General features: G+C 70.9%; 19 protein-coding genes and 1 pseudogene. 11 read left to right on the top strand and 9 right to left on the bottom strand.

The genetic code is table 11. From position 1 onward, the window contains the following. Positions 1–5: 5 nt before the first annotated feature. From IF46_RS0122335 to IF46_RS0122315, 5 genes and pseudogenes are all read left to right on the top strand, one after another. Positions 6–3,950 carry a ThuA domain-containing protein gene (locus IF46_RS0122335; RefSeq protein ID WP_030490313.1) on the top strand — a complete coding sequence of 1,315 codons (3,945 nt, stop codon included), beginning with the start codon at positions 6–8 and terminating at the stop codon, positions 3,948–3,950. A 107-nt stretch (positions 3,951–4,057) separates the two neighbouring features. Next, positions 4,058–5,215: pseudogene (locus tag IF46_RS0122330) on the top strand (cupredoxin domain-containing protein); the annotation flags it as partial. Positions 5,216–5,523: 308 nt separating this feature from the next. Then, complete coding sequence (locus IF46_RS0122325) at positions 5,524–6,501, top strand: hypothetical protein (RefSeq protein ID WP_030490311.1); 978 nt, start codon at positions 5,524–5,526, stop codon at positions 6,499–6,501. A 114-nt stretch (positions 6,502–6,615) separates the two neighbouring features. Further along, positions 6,616–7,245 (top strand): hypothetical protein, encoded by a 630-nt coding sequence (locus tag IF46_RS33365; RefSeq protein ID WP_157563335.1) that lies wholly within the window; start codon positions 6,616–6,618, stop codon positions 7,243–7,245. Between the two features lie 88 nt (positions 7,246–7,333). After that, on the top strand, positions 7,334–8,287 hold the full coding sequence (locus IF46_RS0122315) for a cyclase family protein (protein WP_232234119.1): 954 nt from the start codon (positions 7,334–7,336) through the stop codon (positions 8,285–8,287). A 106-nt stretch (positions 8,288–8,393) separates the two neighbouring features. Here the strand turns inward: IF46_RS0122315 and IF46_RS32715 are convergent, their stop codons facing one another. Together IF46_RS32715 and IF46_RS0122305 are read right to left on the bottom strand one after the other, a co-directional pair. Continuing rightward, on the bottom strand, positions 8,394–9,527 hold the full coding sequence (locus IF46_RS32715; RefSeq protein ID WP_157563332.1) for a DUF1996 domain-containing protein: 1,134 nt from the start codon (positions 9,525–9,527) through the stop codon (positions 8,394–8,396). A gap of 259 nt (positions 9,528–9,786) precedes the next feature. Then, a complete protein-coding gene (locus tag IF46_RS0122305; protein ID WP_232234118.1) occupies positions 9,787–10,323 on the bottom strand; it encodes a hypothetical protein in 537 nt (178 codons plus the stop codon). 196 nt (positions 10,324–10,519) lie between these two features. Here IF46_RS0122305 and IF46_RS0122300 point away from each other — a divergent pair, with 196 nt between their 5' ends. Continuing rightward, positions 10,520–11,791 carry a L,D-transpeptidase gene (locus IF46_RS0122300; RefSeq protein ID WP_030490306.1) on the top strand — a complete coding sequence of 424 codons (1,272 nt, stop codon included), beginning with the start codon at positions 10,520–10,522 and terminating at the stop codon, positions 11,789–11,791. A gap of 55 nt (positions 11,792–11,846) precedes the next feature. Next, complete coding sequence (locus IF46_RS0122295) at positions 11,847–12,299, top strand: DUF4878 domain-containing protein (protein WP_030490305.1); 453 nt, start codon at positions 11,847–11,849, stop codon at positions 12,297–12,299. A gap of 1 nt (position 12,300) precedes the next feature. Here IF46_RS0122295 and IF46_RS0122290 read toward each other — a convergent pair whose 3' ends face one another. Further along, entirely contained in the window at positions 12,301–13,005 is a 705-nt protein-coding gene (locus IF46_RS0122290; protein ID WP_030490304.1) for an SDR family oxidoreductase, read from the bottom strand. A 111-nt stretch (positions 13,006–13,116) separates the two neighbouring features. On the opposite strand from IF46_RS0122290, the gene IF46_RS0122285 reads away from it, so the two are divergent. Beyond that, positions 13,117–13,500 (top strand): MerR family transcriptional regulator, encoded by a 384-nt coding sequence (locus IF46_RS0122285; protein WP_030490303.1) that lies wholly within the window; start codon positions 13,117–13,119, stop codon positions 13,498–13,500. Between the two features lie 48 nt (positions 13,501–13,548). Here IF46_RS0122285 and IF46_RS0122280 read toward each other — a convergent pair whose 3' ends face one another. Next, positions 13,549–14,643: an ROK family transcriptional regulator gene (locus IF46_RS0122280; RefSeq protein WP_030490302.1), complete on the bottom strand. Its 1,095-nt coding sequence runs from the start codon at positions 14,641–14,643 to the stop codon at positions 13,549–13,551. Positions 14,644–14,693: 50 nt separating this feature from the next. On the opposite strand from IF46_RS0122280, the gene IF46_RS0122275 reads away from it, so the two are divergent. Further along, a complete protein-coding gene (locus IF46_RS0122275; protein ID WP_030490301.1) occupies positions 14,694–15,905 on the top strand; it encodes an MFS transporter in 1,212 nt (403 codons plus the stop codon). A gap of 66 nt (positions 15,906–15,971) precedes the next feature. Here IF46_RS0122275 and IF46_RS0122270 read toward each other — a convergent pair whose 3' ends face one another. After that, positions 15,972–17,357, bottom strand: a complete 1,386-nt coding sequence (locus IF46_RS0122270; RefSeq protein ID WP_030490300.1) for a serine hydrolase domain-containing protein — start codon at positions 17,355–17,357, stop codon at positions 15,972–15,974. Here IF46_RS0122270 and IF46_RS34510 point away from each other — a divergent pair. After that, the gene (locus IF46_RS34510) at positions 17,356–17,514 is read left to right on the top strand and encodes a hypothetical protein (RefSeq protein ID WP_157563322.1); all 159 of its coding nucleotides are present in this window, start codon (positions 17,356–17,358) and stop codon (positions 17,512–17,514) included. The two genes, IF46_RS0122270 and IF46_RS34510, sit on opposite strands and share 2 nt — an antisense overlap. Positions 17,515–17,594: 80 nt before the next feature. Continuing rightward, positions 17,595–18,971: an FAD-dependent oxidoreductase gene (locus IF46_RS0122260; RefSeq protein WP_030490299.1), complete on the top strand. Its 1,377-nt coding sequence runs from the start codon at positions 17,595–17,597 to the stop codon at positions 18,969–18,971. Between the two features lie 44 nt (positions 18,972–19,015). Here the strand turns inward: IF46_RS0122260 and IF46_RS0122255 are convergent, their stop codons facing one another. From IF46_RS0122255 to IF46_RS0122240, 4 genes are all read right to left on the bottom strand, one after another. Beyond that, on the bottom strand, positions 19,016–19,492 hold the full coding sequence (locus tag IF46_RS0122255; RefSeq protein ID WP_030490298.1) for a heme-degrading domain-containing protein: 477 nt from the start codon (positions 19,490–19,492) through the stop codon (positions 19,016–19,018). Positions 19,493–19,519: 27 nt separating this feature from the next. Then, the gene (locus IF46_RS0122250; RefSeq protein WP_030490297.1) at positions 19,520–20,980 is read right to left on the bottom strand and encodes an SDR family NAD(P)-dependent oxidoreductase; all 1,461 of its coding nucleotides are present in this window, start codon (positions 20,978–20,980) and stop codon (positions 19,520–19,522) included. Positions 20,981–21,148: 168 nt separating this feature from the next. After that, positions 21,149–22,054 (bottom strand): siderophore-interacting protein, encoded by a 906-nt coding sequence (locus tag IF46_RS0122245; protein WP_030490296.1) that lies wholly within the window; start codon positions 22,052–22,054, stop codon positions 21,149–21,151. Between the two features lie 28 nt (positions 22,055–22,082). Next, the gene (locus tag IF46_RS0122240) at positions 22,083–24,182 is read right to left on the bottom strand and encodes an iron ABC transporter permease (RefSeq protein ID WP_030490295.1); all 2,100 of its coding nucleotides are present in this window, start codon (positions 24,180–24,182) and stop codon (positions 22,083–22,085) included. Position 24,183: the final 1 nt, after the last annotated feature.

The following is a 24,183-nucleotide window of genomic DNA, read 5'->3' as shown; positions in this document are numbered from 1 at the left end:
CGGGCATGACCAGAAAACTACGACGAACCCTTGCCGCGGTAGCGGCCTTGGCGACACTGATCCCGGCAACGACGACGGCGGCTGCCGCGGCCGCACCACGAACGGCAGCCGCCCCGCAGGCGGCGCAGCCACAGAAGACCGCGGTCCTCGTGTTCCACGGCCCGGTGGCCGAGCAACAAGACCCGGTTTCGCGCGCCGTGGCCACCATCAAACAGCTTGCTGCCGGTCATGACATCGATGTCACGGTCACCACGGACCCGGCTTCGTTCACCACGACCGGGCTGTCCGCGTACCGCAGCGTGGTCTTTCTCTCCGCGACGGGCGCCGCGCTGAACCGCGAGCAGGAGTCGGCGCTGCAGAGCTACGTGAAGGCCGGCGGCGGTTTCGTCGGCATCGCCGACGCCGCCCGTGCCCAGGTCGACTCCACCTGGTTCACCGGGCTGATCGGCACCCGCCCGGCCGGCGCCATCCCGGTGGCCGAGCCGGTGGCCCGGGTGACCGCAAGCGGCGAGAACGCGCCCAACGAGACCAAGGAGAAGCTGACCGACGGCGACGCCAACACCAAGTGGCTGACCCGTACCCCGAGCGGCTGGGTGACGTACGAGCTCAGCGCGCCGAAGCGGATCACCGGGTACGCGCTCACGTCGGCCAACGACTTCGTCGGTCGGGATCCGAAGGACTGGACCCTGCAGGGCTCCACCGACGGCCAGAGCTGGACCGATCTGGACCGCCGCACCGGGCAGACCTTCGCGGAGCGGTTCCAGACCCGCCGGTTCGACATCGCCACGCCGCGGGAGTTCTCGCGTTACCGGCTCTACATCACCGCGAACAGTGGTGAGCCGCTGATCCAGCTCGCCGACCTGCGCCTGTTCACCGGCAGCACCACCGCGCCGGAGTTGCCTCCGGTGAATCGCGCGGTGGTGAACATCCTGGACCGCAAGCACCCGGCCACGGCGTCGCTGCCGCTGACCGTCACCCGCTCCGATCGCTGGGAGAACTGGGACCCGAACCCGATCGGCACCGTGCACACGCTCGCCCAGGTCGAGGAGCGGCACTACAACCCGGGGGCGGCCGCCAACGGCCCCTTCCACCCGGTGTCGTGGTGCCGGGACTACGACGGCGGCCGGTCGTTCTACACCGGCATGGGCCACACCGAGGGCAGCTACGGTGAGGAGGCGTTCCGCACCCACCTCACCGGGGCCCTCAACTGGACCACCGGTCGGGTACGCGGCGACTGCCAGGCCACCATCGCCGCGAACTACAAGGTGGAGCGACTCACCGCCGCCAACCAGACCGGGCAGCTGGACCAGATCGGCGAGCCGCACGGGCTCACCATCTCCCCGGACGGCACGGTCTTCTACGTCGGCAAGGCGGCCTGCCCGAGCGGCGCGATCGCGGACTGGAACAACCCGAAGGTCGGCCTGGGCTGCGGCACCATCCACTCCTGGGACCCGCGTACCAAGCAGGTGAAGCTGCTCACCACCCTTGAGGTGATGGGCAACCGGGGCAGCGGCTCCGAGCTGGTGAAGAACGAGGAGGGCCTGCTCGGTATCGTGCCCGACCCGGCGTTCGCCGAGAACGGGTGGCTCTACGTCTACTGGATGCCGCACGACTCGATCGACCGGGTGAAGCGGGTCGGCCAGCGGACCGTCTCGCGGTTCACCTACGACCGTCAGGCGCAGACCATCGACCAGGCCACCCGCAAGGACCTGCTGCAGTTCCCGGTGCAGATCCACAGCTGCTGCCACGCCGGCGGCGGCATGGCGTTCGACGCCAAGGGCAACCTCTACGTCGGCTCCGGCGACAACAACTCCTCCGAGGGGTCGCAGGGCTACGCCGGCAACAACTGGACCGAGACGTACGAGGGGATCTCGTTCCAGGACGCCCGCCGCACCTCGGGTAACACCAACGACCTCGCCGGCAAGATCATCCGGATCCACCCGGAGGCGGATGGCACGTACACCATCCCGGAGGGCAACCTGTTCCCACCGGGCACCGAGAAGACCCGGCCGGAGATCTACGTGATGGGCGTGCGCAACATCGCCCGCCTGCAGATCGACCCGGTGCACCAGTGGCTGACCGCCGGCTGGGTCGGCCCGGACGCCTCGTCGCCCAGCCCCACCCTGGGCCCGGCGAAGTACGAGACGGCCACCATCATCACCTCGGCCGGCAACCAGGGCTGGCCGTACTGCATGGGCAACCGGCAGCCGTACCGGGACCGCAGCAGCACCGACGCGACCGTGCTGACCGGCTGGTACGACTGCGACAACCTGAAGAACAACTCGCCGCGTAACACCGGTCTGGTGGACATCCCGGCGGCCCGGGACAACATGATCTGGTACTCGCCCGACGGCGGCGGCCCGGTGTTCCCGAAGCGGACCGACGGCAGCGGCCTGCCGACCTACGTCGCGGCCGACGCCACCTACACGCAGCCGTACCTGCGCGGCGGCGGGCAGGCCATCATGTCCGGCCCGACGTACCACCGCAGCCTCGTCGACACCACCAGTGGCGTGGCCTGGCCGGAGCACTGGGACGGCAAGTGGTTCATCGGCGACCAGTCGAACGCGGCCAACCGGGTCGCGGTCACCGTCGACCCGGCCGGCGTGCCGCAGGCCGCCCCACCGGTGTACGCCGAGTCGCTGCGGGCCATCATCCCGGGCGGCAACGGCGACACCAAGTTGCAGAGCTGGATGGACGCGAAGTTCGGCCCGGACGGCGCGCTCTACCTGCTCGACTACGGCGGCGGGTTCTTCAGCCTGCACGCCAACCAGAAGCTGATCCGGATCACCTACACCGGCGGCGCACCCACCCCGGCACCGGCGGCGACCTCGGTCGCCGTGCAGAACAAGCCGCTGACCATCGCCTTCACCGGCTCCCGCTCCGGCGGCGTCAGCTACCGGTGGGAGTTCGGCGACGGCACCACGTCGACCGAGGTGAACCCCCGGCACACGTACGCCACGGTCGGCACCTACACCGCGAAGCTCACCGTCACGTACGCCGACGGTCAGACGGCGACGGTGCCGACCACGGTGACAGTGGGCTGCGCGGTGCCCGACGACCGGTCGACCGTGTGGCTCGGCGACACGGACACCGGAGTGCCCAGTCGCACGGTTGGGCAGGGCTGCACGGCCAACGACCTGATCGACGACGAGAGCACCTGGGCCGACCACAACGGTTTCGTCCGGCACGTGACCGCGGTCGCTCGCACCTTGCAGGACGACGACCTGCTCAGCAGCCGTGAGGCGGGCACCCTCACCCGACTGGCTGCCGCGTCCGAGATCGGCCGCGACGGTCACACCGGGTACGAGCCGCTCTTCGACGGCACCGCCGAGTCGCTGCTCGGCTGGCAGCAGGCGCCGACGGGGCAGTTCACCATCCAGCCGGACGGGTCACTGCGCTCCAGCGGTGGCCTGGGCATGCTCTGGCACACCAAGGAGCTGGGCGACTTCTCACTGAAGGTGCAGTTCCGGGATATAGCACCGGGCACCGGCCGGGCCAACACCGGCGTCTTCATCCGGTTCCCGGACCTGCGCACCCCCCTTGAGCAGCGACCGCCGGACAGCTGCGGCACGGTCGGGTCGGCCCGGACCTCGCCCGCCTGGATGGCGATCTACTGCGGACACGAGATCCAGATCTACGACGGGGACACCGGTGAGCCGCAGAAGACCGGATCTGTCTACAACTTCGACTCGGTGCCGCTGGCCCAGGCCGGCGTGACGCCGAAGAACGAGTGGAACGACTACGAGATCCGCGCCGTCGGGCAGCACTACACGATGATCCGCAACGGCGTGGTGATCAACGAGTTCGACAACACGCCCGGAAAGCAGTCGTCGCGCGCCGGCGACCCGCCGACCGACCTGCGGCAGTTCCTGCGCGGCTTCATCGGCCTGCAGAACCACGGTGACAACGACCTGACCGAGTTCCGCAACATCCGTGCGCGGGAACTCTAGGAGTGACGATGACCCGACGACTGACGGCCGCGCTGGCGGCGCTCCTGCTCACGGTGATCCCGTTGGCAGTAGCGCCCGCCTCCGCCGCCCCGCGTGTCGCCGCCGACCAGGTGCTGACCTGGACCGCCGACGACAGCATCACCCGCTACAAGTCCGCGCCCACCACGGCGGTGGCCGGGGCCACCACGATCATCTGGGAGAACAGCGCGGCCACCGGCAACACCACCGGGATGCCGCACACGCTCACCTTCGACACCAGCACCGAGGGCTACAACCACGACGTCACCCTCAACATCCTGGCCAGCCCGTTCGACGCCAACGACGGCCGCCACCAGGCGACCGTGACGCTGACCCCGGGCCGGTACCGGTACTTCTGTTCGATCCCGGGGCACAGCACGATGGTCGGTGAGCTGGTGGTCACCGAGGGCGGTGGCGGCGGCGACACCACCGCGCCGACCGTGACCGGCACCGTAGCGGGCGACCGCGACCAGGACGGCAACTACCTCGGTGCGGCCACGGTGACCGTGACGGCCACCGACGCCGACTCGGGTGTCCAGACCGTCGAATACCAGGTCGACGACACCAGCTTCCACCCCTACACCGAGCCGGTGCGGGTGACCGCGATCGGCGACCACGCGGTGCAGTTCCGCGCCACCGACCAGGCCGGCAACACCAGCGCCGTCGGCTCGGTGTCGTTCCGGATCGTCGAGCCGGGGGAGGAGGAGGACACCACCGCGCCGGTGGTCACGGCCGCACTGGCCGGCGACCGCGACGGCGACGGCAACTACATCGGTACGGCCACCGCCACGTTGACCGCCACCGACAGTGGATCCGGTGTCGCCACCATCGAGTACGCGCTGGACGGAGCGGCCTTCACCGCGTACGCGAACCCGATCGTGGTGAACGCGGCTGGGATGCACATGCTGCACTACCGGGCGACCGACGCCGCCGGTAACACGTCGGCCGAGCAGATGTCCCACTTCACCGTCGTCAAGCCGCAGGCTCCGGACACCACCGCACCCACGGTCGCCGCCACGGTGGCCGGTGACCGCAACGACGACGGCGCGTACGTCGGCGGCGCGACCGTGACCGTCACGGCCACCGACGCCGAGTCGGGCGTCGCGAAGATCGAGTACGCGCTCGACACCGGAGGCTGGACGGCGTACGCCGCCCCGGTCGCGGTCCGTGCACCCGGAGCGCACACCGTGCGGTACCGGGCGACCGACACGGCGGGAAACACCTCCACCGAGCAGTCGACGACGTTCACCGTGGTGACCGACGGCAGCGACCGCTGCCCCGACTCGGACACCCGGGCCACCGTGATCATCGACGGCGGCGACACCGGTGTGGCCAACGTGGACACCGGCGACGGCTGCACCATCAACGATCTGATCGACGAACACGCCGACTACCCCGGCCACGCCGCATTCGTCCGGCACGTCGAGGCGGTCACCGCCGCGCTCGTGACCGGCGGCACGCTCGACCGGCGGCAGCAGGGCGCCATCGTCCGGGCTGCGGCCCGATCGGACGTCGGCGCATGAGTCCTCACACCTCATCGACAGGGAGTACCACGATGCCCGGACGTACCGTCGCCAAGCTGGCCACCGTGAGCGCCGTCATCGCGGCCTCGGTGCTGGCCGTGGCGCCCACCGCACACGCCGACCTGGTCACCCACTGCATCGGCACCGGCGGCGCGGTGACCGTCCCCAACGACCTGCTCGTGCCGGCGGGTCAGTCCTGCGCGCTGACCGGCACGACGATCACCGGCAACGTCACCGTCGCGGCCGGCGGCAACCTGGTGGTGACCGGTGGCCGGGTCAGCGGTGAGGTACGCGTCGCCGCCGACGGCTACCTCGACGCGACCGAGACGACCGTCGACGGCCAGGTGGTGCTCGCGGCCGGCGGGTACGGGATCTTCCTGAAGGACGCCCGCACCGGCACCGTGACCGTCAAGCCGAAGGGCACCACGACCATCGACAGCTTCCTGTTCGCCGAGGCGTCGACGGTCACCGGGCACGTCAACGTCAGTGCCGGCGAGGTCCGGCTCGACCAGGGCACGCAGGTGCAGCGCAACCTCAGCAGCACCGGCACCTACTACACCGACCTGCACGACTCGTTCGTCGACGGCACGTTGTCGGTGCTCAACAGCGCCACCGGCAGTGTGGTGTGTGGCAGCGCCGTCCAGGGCCGGGCCACCTTCGCCGGCAACCTGGGCGGCGTGCAGCTCGGCCCGAACGGCAACTTGGACAGCTGCGCCTCCGGCGGTTACTGGGGTGGGGACGTGAGCGTCACCAGCACCACCGGTGGCGTCACGGTCGATGACAACATCATCAACGGCCAGTTGACGGTGACGTCCAACGACCCGGCCGCCCAGGTGGCCGCGAACAACCGGATCCGTGGCGGCGTGACCGGTGAGCAGGCGGCGGCCACCACCAACCGGGTGGCCCGGGTGGCCGGCCCGGACCGGGAGGACGCCGGCGGCCAGCGGGCCGAGGTTCGCCGTACCTCGGCGGTGCAGGAGGCCACCGAGGCGGGCGCTGCCCGGCTCTAACTGATCGACGCGCGGCCGGTCACCCCCGGATCGAGGGGTGACCGGCCGCCACCGTCGTACCTCGTCGCGGCCCGTGCTTGCGTGTCGGTGCCGGCGTCGGCAGAATCGCCGGTCGTGTCGGAAGATCACGAGCCGGAGCACGGCGAGGACGAGATGGTCATCGAGAGCTACGTCGCCGAGTGCCGCATCGACGCGGAGCTTGCCGACCAGCTGATCGGCCTAGCCGACCTGGCCTGGAGCGACCCGGACGTCACCGGCCGAGCGATGCGGGATCTGGGCTGGACCGCCGACGAGGGGCCGACCGACGAGACCCGCTTCGTCACCACGGCCGGTCACGCCGTCTACGGGGACTACTGCCTCTACCTGCCCTTCGTCCACTACTACATGGTGGGTGGAGAGCTGTGGCCGGATGACTTCTGGGGCTCGCAGCCCGGCTGGTCGAGCCAGCGCGACGCCGGTCGCCAGGATTTCGAGGCGTGCGTCGACGCCGCCATCGAGCGGTTCGCCGAATGCCTCGGCCCTGCGGAGTGGGACGTCCGCACCGAGGGCAGGAACATCTCCATCGGCAGCTACTCCTGGCGGTACGCCGCCTGGCGACGGGCCGGGAACATCCTGGTGGTGGGCCCGACCCTGGACGGCTACTCCTACTCCCAGGACGAGGAGGCCGTCGTCTACATCAGCGAGTTCGCGCCGGACCGGCCGTTCCCGGCCGCCGCCGACTTCCTCAACTTCATGCGTTTCTAGTCGTCGAGTCTGTGCCGCTGCTCCGACCCAGCAGCGGATAGCCTGTCCGGGGTGCCTCGAACGCAGGGCCGGAGGAGTCGATGCTGGGATGACGGCTGGGCGAACGATGCCGACACAGGACGAGGTGCTCGGGTACTTCGACACGCTGTCGAACTGGGGACGGTGGGGCGGCGACGACGAGTTGGGCACGCTGAACCACATCACCGACGACGTCCGGCTGGCGGCGGCTCGGGCCGTGCGTCACGGCCGAAGCGTGTCCTGCGCCTGGGAGGTTGCCGTACCGGGGGACATGGATCGGTCGACCACGACGTTCCCGTGCGCCGCCGACATGCCGGGCGCCGAGAACATGCCGCCCGCCTTCCACGCCGACCGGCGCTGGGGCTTCTCGTCGGAGCGGCTCGGCATCGCCTTCCATGGCAACACCCTCACTCACCTCGACTCGCCGTGCCACATCTTCTGGGACGGCAAGATGTACAACGGGCGGTCACACTCGTTCGTCGACCCGGTGACGGGCTCGGCGTGGGCGGCCGTCACGGCGGCGGCGAACGGGATCATCACGCGTGGTGTCCTGCTGGACGTCGCGGGGGCCCGCGGTGTGCCGTGGTGGGAACCGGGGCAGGGAGTGTTCCCCGACGATCTGGAGGAGGCCGAGCGTCGTCAGGGCGTACGGGTGCGAGCGGGCGACGCGGTGCTCCTACGTACCGGTTACGGTCGATTCCGGCACGAGGAAGGCGCAGCCAGCGGTTTCACGCAGGCCGGCTGGCACGCGTCCTGCCTGCCGTGGCTGCATGAACGCGGCGTCGCGTTGATCGGCGCGGACACCCCGCAGGACGTTCAGCCGTCGGGGTACGACGACGTGCTGATGCCGGTGCACGCCGTGAGTCTCGTCGCGATGGGTCTGTGGCTGCTCGACAACTGCGACCTGGAGGCCTGCGCGACGACGGCCGCCGAGCTCGGTCAGTGGGACTTCCACCTCGCCGTCGCGCCGGTCCGCTTCGCCGGCACGTCCGGCGGCCCGGTCAACCCGATCGCCACCTTCTGACCACGGCCCAGCGCAAGTCGTACGCGAGGTCTCCGGTCCTTGCTGACCACCTACCGGAGACCTCGCGCCATGTCGAGCGCTGACCCGCGACGACCGCCAGATCAGGCTAGAAGTTGCCTGCCGAGTTGCACTTCACGCCCTGGTCGAGGCAGTTGCGCACCCGCGCGGCGAGCGCCTCGTCCTTCCACGCGTTGAAGAAGTCCGCGTGCATGGAGAACGACGTGCCGGACGCGAGGGTGATGCCGTCCGTGTTCGCGCTCAACGGGTACGAGATCACGAAGGAGACCGACGGCACGGGCACCGGGTGGCTCTTCGGGCACGCCCCGGTGTGGTCACCGTTGGCCATGTGCGCCTTGTGGTCGGGGCTGTCCAGGTGCTTGCCGTCCCAGCAGTCCGGGAACGTGACCTGCCGGACGATGTTCGCGGTCTTGGCGCAGACCGGGAACGTCTTGTCGGCGCTGCGGCCGACCTCGCCGCCGATGCCGGCGCACCAGAAGTGGTTGCCCTGCTTGTCCGGGGTGTCGACCTGGGTCTTGGCGTTCCCGGTGATCATGCGCAGGCCGAACGGGAAGGGCTGGGTCTTGCTCGGGTCCTTCAGACGGGAACCGTAGTAGACGGTCACCTCCTTCGGGTCCACGACCTTGCCGTTCTGGTACATCGTCGGCACCCAGTACGCGGACTGGTCGTCCGGCGAGTTGCAGGTGGTCGCCTTCGACGCCCGCAGCGATTCGGCGGTCGAGTTGGCGTTCGTCGACTTGTTGCCCCAGAACGTGTGGTTGTGCGAGCCGCCGACGAGCTTGGGCAGCACGATCGGGTCGTCGCTGTTGTGGTGGCTGGTCTTACAGCCGACATTGAACTCGGGCACCTTGACGGGGTTGCCGGTCACCGGCTTGGGCTTGCGCGCGAAGAACGCTCTCGTCGCGGCGGCCTGCGCGGCAGCGTCGATGGTGATCCAGCCACCGGACACGGTGGGCGGGGCAGCGCTGGTCGTCGGGGTCGACGGCTTGCCTCCAGCGGACGGGGTGGCCGACGTGCCCGGGGCACTCGGCGTGGCCGACGGGTCGCCTGGGGCGGCCGTCGGCGCGTCCGGGCCGGGCGAGCCGATGCCGGTGTCACTGGATGGGCCGGACGCGCCGGGAGTGCCCGGCGCCTCCTTGCATCCGCCTGCGAGCGCCACGCTCAGCAGCAGCAGAGCGGTGACGGAACGACGGTGTCGAGGGGTGGATCGCAGTTTTATCAACGGGGGGCGCACCTTTCTTCCGAGAACGAAGAGTACGAGTCGACCCCCTGCTCGTTTCCAACTGAGACGATTAATTCTCCCTTAAATATCGCTCAGCGATTGCCTGGTCAGCTTTGCGGAGCCGCCACGATGACATCTCAATCTCATTTCTCTGATCTTCTTCAAAAATCTGTAATCCGCGACTGCGGCGGCACTCCACATACTTGAGTCCTCTGCCGACCGAGGCCTTGGCGTCGCGCGCCTGGTCGACCGCCGCCGGTCAGCAGCGGTCGCGTGCCTTGCGCAGGAACGCCTCCCGCGACACCACGGTCGTCGAGTCATGTCCGCGCGGTGCCAGCACCTCGTCCGGGCCGATCCGTGGCAGGTCCGCGAGGGTGAAGTCCACCGAGATGGCGTTACGGCGGCTCGACCCGTCGACGCTGTAGGTGACCCCGGGTCGAAGTTCGGTGAGCGGCTCGACATCCACCTCAATGCCTGCCTCGGCGGCGGGGATGTCGACAGCCTCGGCGACCTTCCAGCCCTCCGGCGGCTGGCCGAACAGCGTGACCTCGACGACCTCGCTCGTCGGTCGGCCGTTGACGCCCCACCGGATCAGCGGCCGATTTCCCGCCTCACCCGGGTGGTTGTTCTCGAAGACGCCGAGTTGGGAGAAGCTGTCGTCGCACGTGACAAGTAGACCGACCGGCCGGCCATCGGTGACGGCGAGAGCGACCACCGGCTCATCCACTGGCGAGCACGCCGCCAGCAGGAGAAGGGGCAGCGGTAGCAGAATCCATGACCGTCGTCTTCTGCGCATGTCCGCAGCTTTCCACTGCAGCGTCACGCTTCGATGCCCCGACGGTCACGAAAGGGAGGCGCAACCGACGGACCTGCGGCGCGCGTCGTGCCGAACGTTCCCCCCTTGGGTTCGTGTTTTCCGGGAAACAGCGCAGGGCGTCGCCGACGTGGAGAGAATTGCCGCCACGGAGCACACGGGAGCCGGGGGACGTTGGATGCGGTTACGAAGGCGATTGGCACTCGTGGCGGTGACCGTCGCGGCGACACCCCTGGTCCTCGGCGGGTGCACCACCGAGCGGAAGCCCGCCGCGCGGCCCCCCGATCGGGTGGTGGTGCCATCGCCGGAGTTGACCCTCACACCCGCCGACCTGTCCCGGAACGTGCCGCTCAGCGCCGAGGTCGTGCCGCTCGTCACGGGCGGCAAGATCACCGCCGTACGCCTCGTCGACGACACCGGTGCTCTGGTCAGGGTGGAGCCCCGCGAGGACGGGTCGGCCTGGGTGCCGGCCGCGCCGTTGCGGCCGCAGCGCACGTACACCGCGCAGGTGACCGCCACCGGCGACGCCGGGGGGACCACCACCCGCACCGCGACCTTCACCACCATGGCGATGTCGACGAAGCCGCAGGTGACCAGCACCCTGTACTTCGGCGACAAGCGGACCTACGGCACGGCCATGCCGGTGACCATCGGCTTCGATCCGCCCATCCCCAGGGCAGCCCGTGCGGATGTGCAGCGTCGGCTGTTCGTCACGACGAGCCCACCCCAGCCGGGGGCCTGGTCCTGGGTGGACGACGGCAGTCAGGTCTACTACCGGGCTCCCGACTTCTGGCGGCCTGGCACGACCATCAGCGTCCGGGCCGGCCTGGAGGGTCTGCCGATCGGGGCGGGCCAGGTCGGTGACGCCGACCGCACCGCGACGTCCAGGATCGGGCGGCAGGTGGCGCTTGAGGTCGACAACGCCACCAAGCAGATGCGCGTGCTGCGCGACGGCAAGCTGATCCGCAAGATCCCGGTCAGCCTCGGCAAGCCGAGCACACCGACGTCCAGCGGCAAGATGGTGATCATGGAGAAGCACCAGTACACCACGTTCGACACGCGCGGCGAGCCGAACGGCGGCTACGTGGTGAACGTCGAGGACGCGCAGCGACTCACCTGGGGCGGCGAGTTCATCCACGGGGCACCCTGGTCGGTGTCGGATCAGGGACACCGCAACGTCTCGCACGGCTGCACGAACATCTCGGCGGCCAACGCCGACTGGCTGATGGGCGTCACCCAGGTAGGCGACCTGGTCACCTTTACCGGCACCGAGGTCCGGCTCCAGGCGGGCAACGGCTGGACGGCCTGGAACACCAGTTGGGCCCAGTTCGTCAAGGGCAGCGCACTGCCCGTACCGGCGGATCTTCGACCGGCTCCGAAGTCGGCGCCGCCCGCGCGTGCGGTCGTCGGCGGCGCGCCGACACCGGGTCCGGTCGCTGCCGGAAGCTGAACCACCGGGCTTCGGGAGTCTCTACCGCTTGCCCGACCTCCCTACCCTCCGGGCCATGACGTACGAGCCGATAATGGTTCCCAGCCCGAAACCCCACCGGACGATTCGTACGGTCCTGATCGTCGTCAGCGCCTTGCTGGCGGTCTGCTGCGTGGTTGGTGCCGGCGTCGGGTTGTGGCTCTACCGCACCGTCAAGGACGCCGTCGAACCGGCCCGGGCGGCCGCGACGGCGTACCTCGACGACGTGCAGGCCGGCAACTACCCGGGCGCGTACGGGCGGCTGTGCGACCGGGTGCGCGACACCATGACCCAGGAGGACTTCACCCGGATCCAGGCCGCGCAGTTGAAGATCAGCAGTTATGAGATCACCGGCGTGAACGTCAACAACTACAACGGGCGGGTCACCGGGACCGCCCAGGTCGAGGCGGTCCAGGAAGCCACCGGTGCGAGGTTCACGCAGGGGATGGCGCTGGTCAAGGAGGGCGGCCAGTGGCGCGTCTGTCAGTGAGTCACCGCGCCGTCGCGGCGTAGAAGGCGCTCGGGTCGTTGGCCAGGGACGCCTTGACGTATGCGCTCCACTCGTCGGCGACGACCTCGATCCGGCCGGCCTCGATGCCGTCCAGTGCGGCGCGCACGACGTCGGCGGGGTCGATCTTGTCGCCGTCGTACCCGGCCGACATGTCGGTGTCGGCGCTGCCCAGGTGCAGGCCGGTCACGAGGGTTCCCTGGCCGGCGAGTTCCAGTCGGATCCCGTTGGTAAGGCTCCACTCGGCTGCCTTCGCCACGCCGTAGGCGTTGGCCCCGTCGTAGGAGAACCACGACATCGCCGACAGGACGTTGAGGATCGTCCCGCCGCCGTTCGCGCCGAGCACCGGCGCGAACGCCCGGACCATGCTCAGGGTGCCGTAGAAGTGCGTGTCCAGCTCGGACCGGATCTTGCCGAGGTCACCCGTGACGAGGTTGGTGAAGGTGGAGATCCCGGCGTTGTTGACCAGCAGGGTGACGTCGGACGCGACGGCCGCCGCCTCCTCGACGGATCGCGGGTCGGTGATGTCCAACCGGAGCGTCTCGACGCCGGGGATGTCGATCCGCTCCGGGGTGCGGGCCGTGGCGTACACCTTGGCCGCACCGCGCTCCAACAGTTGTCCGGCGAAGTGTCGGCCGATGCCGCGGTTGGCGCCGGTGACCAGAGCGATCGAACCGGAGATCTGCATGATTGCCTCCTGGCAGGTTTCAGGGACGAGCCGTACGCGAGTTACGCTAAAACCTGACGTCCACGTGAGGGACAAGGTCGTGTGACAGGTGTCACCGGTTGGGGGAGGGCCATGCGGATCGGGGAACTCGCCACGAAGACCGGGGTGTCGGTGCGAGCCCTGCGCTACTACGAGGAGCAGGATCTCCTGACTGCCGCCCGCAGCAGCGGCGGTCAACGCCACTACCTCGACAGCGCGGTCGACCGGGTGCACCTGATCCAGATGCTGTACGCCGCTGGCCTGTCCAGCCGGACCATCCTGGACCTGCTGCCCTGCGTCGACGCGAAGGTCAACACACCGCAGTCACGGGCCATGCTCCGCGCCGAACGCGACCGCATCGATCAGCAGATCACCCAACTCCGGCAGGCGCGCGAGCGGCTCGACGCGGTCATCGCGTTCAGCGAGAGCCCGGCCAGCGGTTGCACCCGAACGAACGCCGACGCCCTGACCACCTGACGACGCGCAGTTCCAGCCCGCCGAGGGCTGGCCGGCGCGCGTCGGCGGTCAGATCGGGGCGAGCTCCGGGATGCCGTAGTGCTGGTCGAGGACCTGCATGGCGGCGCCCGCGGCGATCACGTCCGCGCCGAGGCTGGACAGGGCGACCCTCGTGCTGAGCCAGCCCGCGCGTCGCGCGTCCGCCTCGACGGCCTCGGTGACCGCAGCGAGATAGGTCTGCGGGTGTTGGAGGAGGTCCGCGCCGGTCAGCACCACGTGGGCGAGGTCGAGGGTCTGGAGCAGGTTGACGACGCCCACGGCCAGCACGCGGGCGGCGTACGCGATGTCCCCGGCCTCGATGGCGTGGTGGTGCACGATCTCCAGGCACCCGTGGCGACCGCAGACGCAGCGCGGCCCGTTCAGGTCGACGACCGTGTGGCCGAATTCGCCCGCGTTGGTGTGCGCGCCACGGTGGGCCGCGCCGCCCAGCCAGAAGCCGCCGCCGATGCCGGACTCGACCATGATGAGGGCCGCGTCGCCGAACGTCGCGCCGTGCCGCCAGGCCTCGGCGGTGATCCCCGCGGTGACGTCCTTGTCCAGGTGGACGGGGAGGCCAAGGTGTTTCTCGGCAATCTCGCGCAGCGCTACGTCGTGCCAGTGCCGCAGGCCGTGCGCGTCGCGGACCAGGCCGTTGGCGTGGTCGAGTGGGCCGATCATGCCGATGCCCAGCCCGGTGAGCCGGCCCCGCAGGTCACCGATGCCAGCCATCGCGTCGATGCCGACGCTCAGGGCGTCGAGGAGCTGCTCCGGAGTGAAGTCGCGGGGCAGCGGCCGGACCGTCGAGTGGTGCACGGTGCCGGCCAGGTCGACCAGGACCAGCCGCAGCGTGCGCCGGGCCACGTGGGCGCCGATCGCGTACCGGCTGTCCGCGACGAGTTCGTAGACGACCGCGGGCTTGCCGATGCCCGGACGCCGGACGCCGGCGGAACGGATCAGGCCGTCGGTGGTCAGCCGGGCGATGACCTTGGAGACCGCCTGCGGGGTCAGGCCGGTGGCCTCGACCACGGTCGAGCGCTCGAACGTCCGGGCGGTACGCCCCACCGCCATGACCAGTGCCTCGTTGTAGCCGCGCAGGAAGCTGACGTCGGCAGTGACGCGAGTCATCTCACCACCCTATTACGCAACGCTGTTGCTAAATTTTTTCGGTGATCGAGATGAGCAGAGGTCGACGGATAGCGGCGCTGGTGGCGCTGGCACTGGGTGGCGTCGCGATCGGCCTGACCGAGTTCGTGGCGATGGGGCTGCTGCCCGACATCGCCCGCGGTCTGCTCCCGCAGGACTACGCGCAGTCGTCGTCAGACGCGGTCGCCCGCGCGGGCTGGATGATCACCGCGTACGCGCTCGGCGTGGTCGTCGGCGCACCCCTGATCGCCGCACTGAGCGCGCGCCTGCCCCGCAAGAAGCTCGTACTCGGGCTGCTGGTGCTCTTCGCCGTCGGCACAGTCGCATCCGCGATCGCCCCCACCTTCGACCTGGTGCTGGTGGCCCGGTTCGTGGCGGCGCTGCCGCACGGCGCGTACTTCGGCGCGGCCGGTCTGCTCGCGGCGACCCTGATGGGCCCCGGTAACGAGGCCCGGGGTTTCGCCACCGTGCTCGGCGGGCTGACCGTGAGCAACGTGGTCGGCGTACCCCTCATCACGCGGCTCGGGCAGGCAGCCGGCTGGCGGGTCGCGTACCTGGTCATCGCCGGGGTCTTCGTGCTCACCCTGCTGGCGGTGCTGGCGGTCGTCCCGGAGGTCGCCGCGGCGGTCGACGGCTCGCCGGCGGCCGAGTTGAGGGCGCTGCGGACCTCGCAGGTCTGGCTGGTCGCCGCGACCGGCGCGGTCGGCTTCGCGGGGTTCTTCGCGGTGGACACCTACATCGCGCCGGTCACCACCGATGTCGCCGGCCTCTCCGCCGCGACGGTGCCGTGGGCGCTGGTCGCGGTGGGTCTCGGGATGACCGTCGGCAACGCCCTGGGTGGCTGGCTGGCGGACCGTGACCTGCAGCGGAGCATGGTCATCGGGTTCGTGGCGATGATCGTGAGCATCGCCGTGTTCAGCCTCGTGGCGTCGACCCGTGTCGGCCTGTTCGTGGGCGCGTTCCTGGTCGGCGCGACCAGCCTCTATCTCGGTCCGGTCCTGCAGGCACGCCTGATCACCGTCGCCCCCGGCGCGCAACTGATGGGTGCGGCGCTCAACCAGTCGGCCATGAACATCGCGAACAGCATGGGCGCCGCCCTGGGCAGCGTCGCCATCGCCGCGGGACTCGGTTACCTCGCGCCGGCCCGGGTCGGCGTCGTCCTGGCGGTCGTCGGGTTGATCCTGGGGCTGGTCAGCTTCGCCGTCGGGCGACGAGCGCGCGACCGAGTTCCGGCCACCGTGTGACGAGTGCGCGAGCGGATCCCGGCCACCGTCTCGACCTGAGCTGGCCGGGCCGCCCGTGCGGGGCGGTCAGCTGACCTCTCTGGCCAGCAGGTCACCGACGGCGGCGCGGACCGGATCGGGGTTCGCCCAACTCCAGTTGGGGTGTGCGCGGTTGGTGAGCAGCGCGAGGACGAGCTTGCGGTCGGGCGCGACCAGGAGCGAGGGGCCGGCGAACCCGGTGTGGCCGAAGGTCCGGGCGGAGCTGAGCCTCCCCATGAACCAGCTCTGGTTGAGGACGACTCCGAGACCGTGCGCCGAGGTCCGGTTGGGGCGCTCGGGGTCGATGGCGGGTTTGCCGGCGTTGTGGTTGGTGAGCATCCGGCGCACGGTCGCCGCGGCGAGGATCCGTTTGCCCTGGTAGGTGCCCCCGTCGAGGAGCAGCTGACCGATCGCCGCGAGGTCGCTGGCGGTGGCGAAGATGCCGGCGTGACCGGCGACGCCGCCGAGATGGTTGGCGACGTCGTCGTGGACCGTGCCCCGCAGCAGGCCCCGCGACGAGCGGGCGTCGGTGGCGACCAGTCGGCCGGCCTTCGCGCTTGTCGACAACCAACTGTTGGGGTTGAAGCCGGTGTCGCGCAGGCCGAGCGGGCCGGTGAGGTTGCTCTTGAGGGCCTGGTCGAGCCGTTGACCGGTGACCTTCTCGACGATCTTGCCGGCGGTCATCAGCCCCACGCTTGAATAGCGGAACGTCTGACCGGGCACGGCGCCGGAGACCAGCGGCGTGCTGAGCACGGCATTCCACCGGGCCGCGTTGTCGGGCTGGCCGGTGACCTTGGCGCCGACCGGGAGGCCGCTGGTGTGGGTGAGCAGCATCTCGACGGTGATCCGCTCCTTGCCCGTGCCGGTGAAGGCGGGCAGGTAGTCGCGTACCGGAGCGCCGAGGTCGACACGCCCCTTGTCGACCTGCTGCAACAGCAGGATGGCCGTGTACATCTTGGTGACCGAGGCGAGGTCGAAGATCGAGTCGGGACGCATCGCGACGCGTCCGCTCGCCGGAAGCAGCTTCGGGCCCGCGCCGTAGCGCAACGCCTCCCCGACCGCAGTGTGCACAGTCGTCCTGCCATCGACCAGGACGACCGCGACCGCGCCGGGAAAGCCCTGGTGCTGCACGGTCTGCGGCGTGGCGGGCAGGTGCTTGCGGAGCAGCGCGGTCACGTTCTGCGCGTAGCGGGCCTGGCCGGCTGGCGCGGCACCGCCGCTCGGGGGTGCGGTGGCGCTCGGTGCGCCGGACGGTGACGAGGCATTCCCCGCCGAGCCGAACCCCACCCGATTTCCGGCGGCGTCGGTCGCGGTCACCGCGTCGCCGGGACCGGCCGCGCCCGGGTCCGCAGCGCCGTTGTCGCCACAACCGGTGAGGGCGGAGGTCGCGGCGGCCAGGCCGGCCCCGAGCAGGGTACGACGCGCAACGGGCATGCCGGAGATCGTGACAGCCAGCCGGGACGCGCGCCACCCGACCGGCCCGAACGTCGATCCCGTCCAGCCCGCTGGTCAACAGATGGTCATCTGGCAGACACTGTCGGTTGCCTTTCGGGTGGTTGTGCGACGATCGGCTGGCATCATCGTCGATTGACCGTCCACCGGTCTGTCCGCGCGCGCTCGCGGGCAGACACCGGGGAGGGCACACACCTCGTTACCCCCTTGGAGAGCACGATGTCCCTCTCCCCGTCCCGGGTCTTTGCCGAGCTGAACGCGGCTCGACCCCCTGACCAGGCCGCCCCGATGATGGGAACGGCCGTGGTGGTCGGCGGCAGTGTCGCCGGGCTGCTGGCCGCCCGGGTGCTGTCCGACCACGCCGACAGCGTCGTCATCATCGACCGGGACGACCCGCAGGTGAGCGGCGCGCGGCCCGGCGTACCCCAGGGAACGCAGCTGCACGCGCTGCTGCCCGGCGGCTTCCTCCAGCTGGAGCGCCTGTTCCCCGGGTTTCGTGACGAGGCGGTGGCGCACGGGGCGGTTGAGGCGCCGCCCGAGGCTCGCCGCAACTACCTCGACGGCCGCCCGAAGGTCGTCGTCCCCGACGACGCCGACAGCCTGGCGGGCAGTCGGCCGCTCCTGGAGGGCCTGATCCGCCAGCAGGTGCTTCGACTGCCCAACGTCAAGACGGTCACCGCCCGCGCCACCGGCCTCGTGTTCGACGGCACCGTGGTCACCGGGGTCCGCTGCGACGTCGGTGGGGTGCCCGGTGTCGAGCGCGGTGACCTCGTGGTGGACGCCATGGGGCGGTCCAGCCGACTGTCGGACTGGCTGGAGCAGGCCGGCTGGGAGCGGCCGGTCACCCGGCGGATGACCGTGCATCTCAACTACGCGACAGCCCTGTTCCGCCGGCCGGAGGTCGCCCCGGCCTCGACGGTCGTGATGGCGCTGCACACCCCGACGACGGCGGTGGACGTGGCCGGCGCCGCGTTCTTCGCCATCGAGGATGGCCAGTGGATGACCATGATGGCCGGTTACGGCAACGACCGTCCGGGGCGTACCGCGGAGGACTTCGTCCGCCGCCTGCGCGAGCAGTTTCCGCCGGAGTTCGGCGAGGTCGCCGACCAGGAGATGCTCGGCGACGTCCAGACCTACCACCATGCCGACAGCCGACGACGGGACTTCCACGCGCTCGACCGGTTCCCGGCTGGTCTGGTCAGCGTCGGTGACGCCGTCGCGTCGTTCAACCCGGTGTACGGGCAGGGCATGACGGCGGCGGCCCTGCACGCGGTCTGCCTGTCGACGTACCTGCGCTCCGGCCCGGATCTGCGGACGCCCGCGCGTCACTTCCTCGCGCTACAGAAGGTCGTGGTCGACGCCGCCTGGTCGCTCTCGACCTCGGCGGACCTGGCGTTGCCGCACGTCGACGGGCCCTACCCGCGTGGTCACCGGCTCTCCAGCTGGGCCAGCAGGCAGATCATCGCCGCGACCGTCACGGACGTGACGACCGCGCGGCGGTTCAACGAGGTCGTCTCCATGCGCGAGCACCCGCGCACGCTGGCCCGGCCCGGCGTGCTCCTGGGCGCCCTGCGCGCCAACCGGCGAGCACGCTGAACGGGTGACCCGGCGGCCTCATGCGAGGCCGCCGGGGCCGCGCACTAACGGGGGAGCTTGCGGAGGACGTCGACCACGAAACGGTGGTCGTCCAGCTGCGGCAGCCCGGAGACACCGACCCAGCCCACCACGCCGGTGCCGCGGACGCGCAGTGGCACCGCGCCTCCGGCGGCGGCGTACCGCGAGGCCGGCAGGCCGAACTTCTCGGCCAACGTCACCTGCTTGTCCTGACACAGCCGGGCCATGTAGAGCGAGGAGTGCTCGAAGCGCATCACCACCCGCCCCTTGCGGCGCAGCCACGCGTCGTTGTCCGCCGTCGACCCCGGCAGGCCACAGTGGAACAGCTGCCGCCCGGCCCGCCACACCCCCACCGCGACCGGCAGCCGCTGCTCGGTCGCGGCGGCGACGGCGAGCATCCCCAGCTCGTACGCGTCGGTCTCGGACAGGCCCGCGAGCTGTAGCTCTTCCTCCTCGCGGAGCAGCTCGTCCAGCGTCGGCCACGATCCACGGTCAGTTGACATGTTTTTCTCCTCGTCGAACGAAGGCGATCACCAGGCGCAGGGCGCGTAGTCCTTCAGGAAGCAGCCGTACAGGTCCTCGCCCTGCTCGCCGCGGACGATCGGGTCGTACACCCGCGCCGCGCCGTCGACCAGGTCCAGTGGGGCGTGGAAGCCCTCGTCGGCCAGCCGCATCTTCGTCGGGTGGGGGCGTTCGTCGGTGATCCAGCCGGTGTCGACGCTTGTCATCAGGATGCCGTCGGTCAGCATCTCCTCGGCGCTGGTGCGGGTCAGCATGTTCAGTGCGGCCTTGGCCATGTTGGTGTGCGGGTGCCCCGGGCCCTTGTAACCGCGGCCGAACTGGCCCTCCATCGCCGACACGTTCACCACGTACTTGCGGCGGGCCGCCGCGGCGGCCATCGCCGGCCGCAACCGGCTGACCAGCACGAACGGCGCGGTGACGTTGCACAGCTGCACTTCGAGCAGCTCGACCGGGTCGACCTCCTGCACCCGCTGAACCCAGCTGTTGACCGAGTCGAGGTCGGGCACGAGACCACCGGCGTCGATCGCCGTGGAAGCCGCGATCCGTTCCGGTGAGGCCGAGCCGCTGGTGAGCGCCAACGCGGTGAGCGCGTGCGGGGTGAGCGCGGTCGACTGTGGGCCGGCGGTCAGGCTGCCCACCGGGACGCCCGGCCCGTCCGGCTTGGCGAACGTGATCAGCTCCGGCAGTGGACCGTCTGGCAGGGCCGCGGCCTCCGCGGCGATGAGTTGCGCGTACGCCCCGGGGGACCGGCGGACGGTCTGTGCCGCGTTGTTGATCAGGATGTCCAGCGGGCCCTGGCTGCTGACCGAGTCGGCGAGAGCGATCACCTGGGCGGGGTCGCGCAGGTCGATCCCGACGATGCGCAGCCGGTGCAGCCAGTCGCCGCTGTCGGGCATCGCGGCGAACCGGCGGACCGCGTCGTGCGGGAACCGCGTCGTCACCGTCGTGTGCGCGCCGTCGCGCAGCAGCCGCAGCGCGATGTACATGCCGATCTTGGCCCGGCCGCCGGTGAGCAGCGCACGTCGGCCGGTCAGGTCGGTACGGGCGTCGCGGCGCTCCCGGTTGAGCGCGGCGCAGGACGGGCAGAGCTGGTGGTAGAACGCGTCCACCTGGCGGTAGCGCTGCTTGCAGACGTAACAGCCGCGCGGGTTGTGCAGGAAACCCGCCGTCTCGCCCGCGACGGAGGTCGCGAGCGGGATGCCCTGTGTCTCGTCGTCGATCCGCCCGGGTGCGCCGGTGGCGGTGGCCTCGGTCACCGCGCGGTCGGCCGTGAGGATGGCCTCCCGCCGCTCCTCGCGTCGCCGCTGCTTGATCACCTTGTAGAGCCGGGCGGTGGCCCGCTGCACACGCACCACGTCGGGGTGGTCGGAGGGCAGCGCCTCCAACGCCTCGAAGACGCTGAGGCAGGCCTCCAGCCGGCTTCGGTCAATACCCTCGTGACCGTTTTCGGTAACGTTGTCCACCGTCATGCGTCGTTGTCTCGTCCCGTGTCCCGTGCCGGATCCAACCGGCCTGCCCCAAGTCCGACCCGAAACGGTACGCGCCTCATCGCCTCCGACGCACCTCGCGGCGCTCAGTCGGCGTGGCTACCAGTCGACACGGCCGCCAGTCGGCGTCGCTGTCAGTCGGCGTGGCGCTCAGTCGGCGTCGGCCTGGCCGAGACGCCAGTAGCCCATGAACGCCACCGCCCGCCGGTCCAGACCCCGCTCGACGACCAGGTGCCGGCGCAGCGTACGGATGACGCCGGCCTCCCCGGCCAGCCACGCGTAGAGCGGCACCGCGGCCACCTCGTCGGGAACCTCCCACAGGATCTCGGTGTCCACGTCCACGTCCGGGACGGGCTGGGCGGTCTTGGACGCACCGGGGGTCAGCAGCTCCCCGGCCGCGGCGGCGACGGCGGGCACCAGCCGGCTGCCGTACCCGTCGGTGCCCCGAGACAGCCAGCGGACCTCGATGCCGGGCGGCGCGACCAGCGGCAACACGTCGGCGGCGTCGGGCACCTCCAGCACGACAGTGCCCCGGGCGTCGAGGGGGAGTCGCTCACAGATGCCGCTGATCGCCGGTACGGCGGTCTCGTCCCCGGCCAGCAGCAGGGTGGCGCCGTTCGACTGTCGAAACTCGATCCCGCCGTGGTTGCCGTCGAAGCCGGCGTCCGGGCCGACCAGGGCGATCCCGTCGCCGACGCTCGCCCGCCGAGCCCAGCGCGTCGCCGGACCGCTGTCACCGTGCAGCACCAGGTCGACGTCCACCTCGGCCAGGTGCGGTCGGACCGCCCGCACGGTGTAGGTGCGGATCGGGTTGCGCAGGTGCTCCGGCAGGGCCCGCCACTTCGCGTACCAGTCCGCACCCTCCGGAAGGTCCGCCCGGCGCTGGCCGGGCAGCGGCAGCGCCAGTTTGATCCGCTGGTCGTAACCGTTGTCGGCGAAGCGGTCGAGGTCCGACCCGGTGAAGGTCACCCGGGTGAAGGACGGGCTGAGTCGGCGTACCGCGCGGACGGTGACGTCGAACACGCGCCACGGGGCGATGGTCAGGGTCTCGGTCATGGTGCCTCTCCTCGACTCGGGCCGGTGTCTACCGGGTGTTGCTCGCCACGGCGCGGGAGCGCCACAGCAGCCAGACGAAGTACGGGGTGCCGATCATGGCGGTGACCAGGCCGGCAGGGACCTGGGCCGGAGCGATGATCGTCCGTCCGAGGGTGTCGGCGATGCTGACCAGCGCCGCGCCCAGCAGGGCTGCCACCGGGAGCACCCGGGAGTGCCGTCCGCCGACGAGCGCCCGCGCGGCGTGCGGGGCGACCAGGCCGACGAAGCCGATGACCCCGACGGCCGAGACCGCGGTGGAGGTGAGCAGCGCCGCCGCGCCGAGCGCGACCAACCGGGTGCGTTCCAGACGGACGCCCAGCACCCGGGGGGTGTCGTCATCCAACGCCATCAGGTCGAGTTCCCGACGGGCGGCGACCACGGCCGGGGTGAGCACCAGCAGGGCGATCAGCACCGGCAGTACCTGGGTGGGCATGCGGCCGTAGGTGGAGCCGGAGAGCCAGGTCAACGCCTTCCCGGTGTTCCACGGGTCGAAGGCGATGACCAGGTAGGTGATGACCGCCATGCCGCCCTGCCAGGCGCCGAAGCCGATCAGCACCAGTCGGTCGGAGCTCAACCCGCCACGCCACGCCAGGCCGTAGACCAGGGCGAACGCCACCATCGCGCCGAGCCCGGCGACGCCGGAAACGGCCCATACCCCGGCCAGCGGCACGAAGGTGAGCAGGGAGACGGCCCCGAGCCCGGCGCCGGCGGTGATGCCGAGGATGCCGGGTTCGGCCAGCGGATTGCGGCAGACCGCCTGCACTGTGGTGCCGGCGACCGCGAGCGCCGCGCCGGCCAGGACCGCCGCGGCGACGCGCGGCCACCGCTGGTCCAGCACAAAGGTGTACGCGGGCCCGGTGGTGCCGTTGACCCAGTTCACGACGTCACCGAGCAGCACCCACGTGTCACCGGCGAGCATGCCGACCGCCACGGCGGAGATGGTCAGGACGGCGGTGGCGGCGACGACGCCGCGGTGGAAGACGGCGGAGCGGACGGCCGCGTGCCCGCCGGGCGGGCGGCGGGTGGGGCCCGCGTCGCGGTGCCGGCGGGCCAGCCAGATGAGGATCGCCGCACCGAACAGGGTGGTGACCACTCCGGTCGGAATGTCGACCCCGGCCTGCCCGCCCAGCACGGCACGCAGCAGCACGTCGGAGCCGAGCACGATGATGACCCCGGCGATGCCGGACAACGGCAGCAGGACGCGGTGCCGGTGCACCCCCGGCACCACGGGAGCGAGCAGCCGGACGATCACCGGGGCGCACAGGCCGACGAAGCCGACCGGGCCGGTGAGGGTGACGGCTGCGGCGGACAGCAGCACGGCCAGCACCATGACGGTGAGCCGGGTACGCCGCACGTCGAGGCCGAGCACGGTAGCGGTGTCGTCGCCGAGGGCGAGGATGTCAAGGCGGTGCCCGAGCAGCACGAGCACGACGGCCGCGCCGACGATCACCGGGGCGAGCTGGGTCAGCGCGGTCAGGTCGCTCTGCACCAGCGAGCCGTTGCCCCAGGCGAACAGACCGATGGTGGCCTGCTCGAACAGGAGCAGCAGCAGGGTGGTCACCGACCCGAGCGCCAGCGCGGTCGCCGAGCCGGCGAGGATCAGCCGGGTGGTGCCGGCCTGCCCACCGGAGGACATCGCCATCACCAGCCCGGCGGCGGCCAGCCCTCCGCAGAAGGCGAGGCCACCGGCGGGCAGCGCGGGCAACGAGACGCCGAACGCGGCGACGGCGACGATCGCCAGGTGGGCGCCCGCGTTGACCGCGAGGGTGTCGGGGGAGGCGAGCGGGTTGCGGGCGATCGACTGCAACGCTGCTCCGGCGAACCCGAGCGCCACGCCGATGGCCAGCCCGGCGAGCAGCCGAGGGAGCCGGGAGGCGATCAGGACGCGGGCCGCCTCGTCGTCGGCGCCGGTCGCGAGTCGCAGCAGGTCGAGGGCCCCGACGTTCGAGGTGCCCTGGGTGAGGTGCACCGCGCCGACCACGAGCAGCAGCAGGATCGCGGCGACGAAGACAGCGGCGATGCGGGGTACGGCCAGGCGTCCGCCCGGAGCCGGCCGGGTGGCCGGCTCCGGGCGTGGGGGTGCGTTCAGC

This window comes from Micromonospora chokoriensis, assembly GCF_000718555.1.
Lineage (GTDB): Bacteria > Actinomycetota > Actinomycetes > Mycobacteriales > Micromonosporaceae > Micromonospora > Micromonospora chokoriensis_B.
Note: the sequence above shows the minus strand (reverse complement) of the source record. Positions and strands in the feature narration are given on the sequence as shown.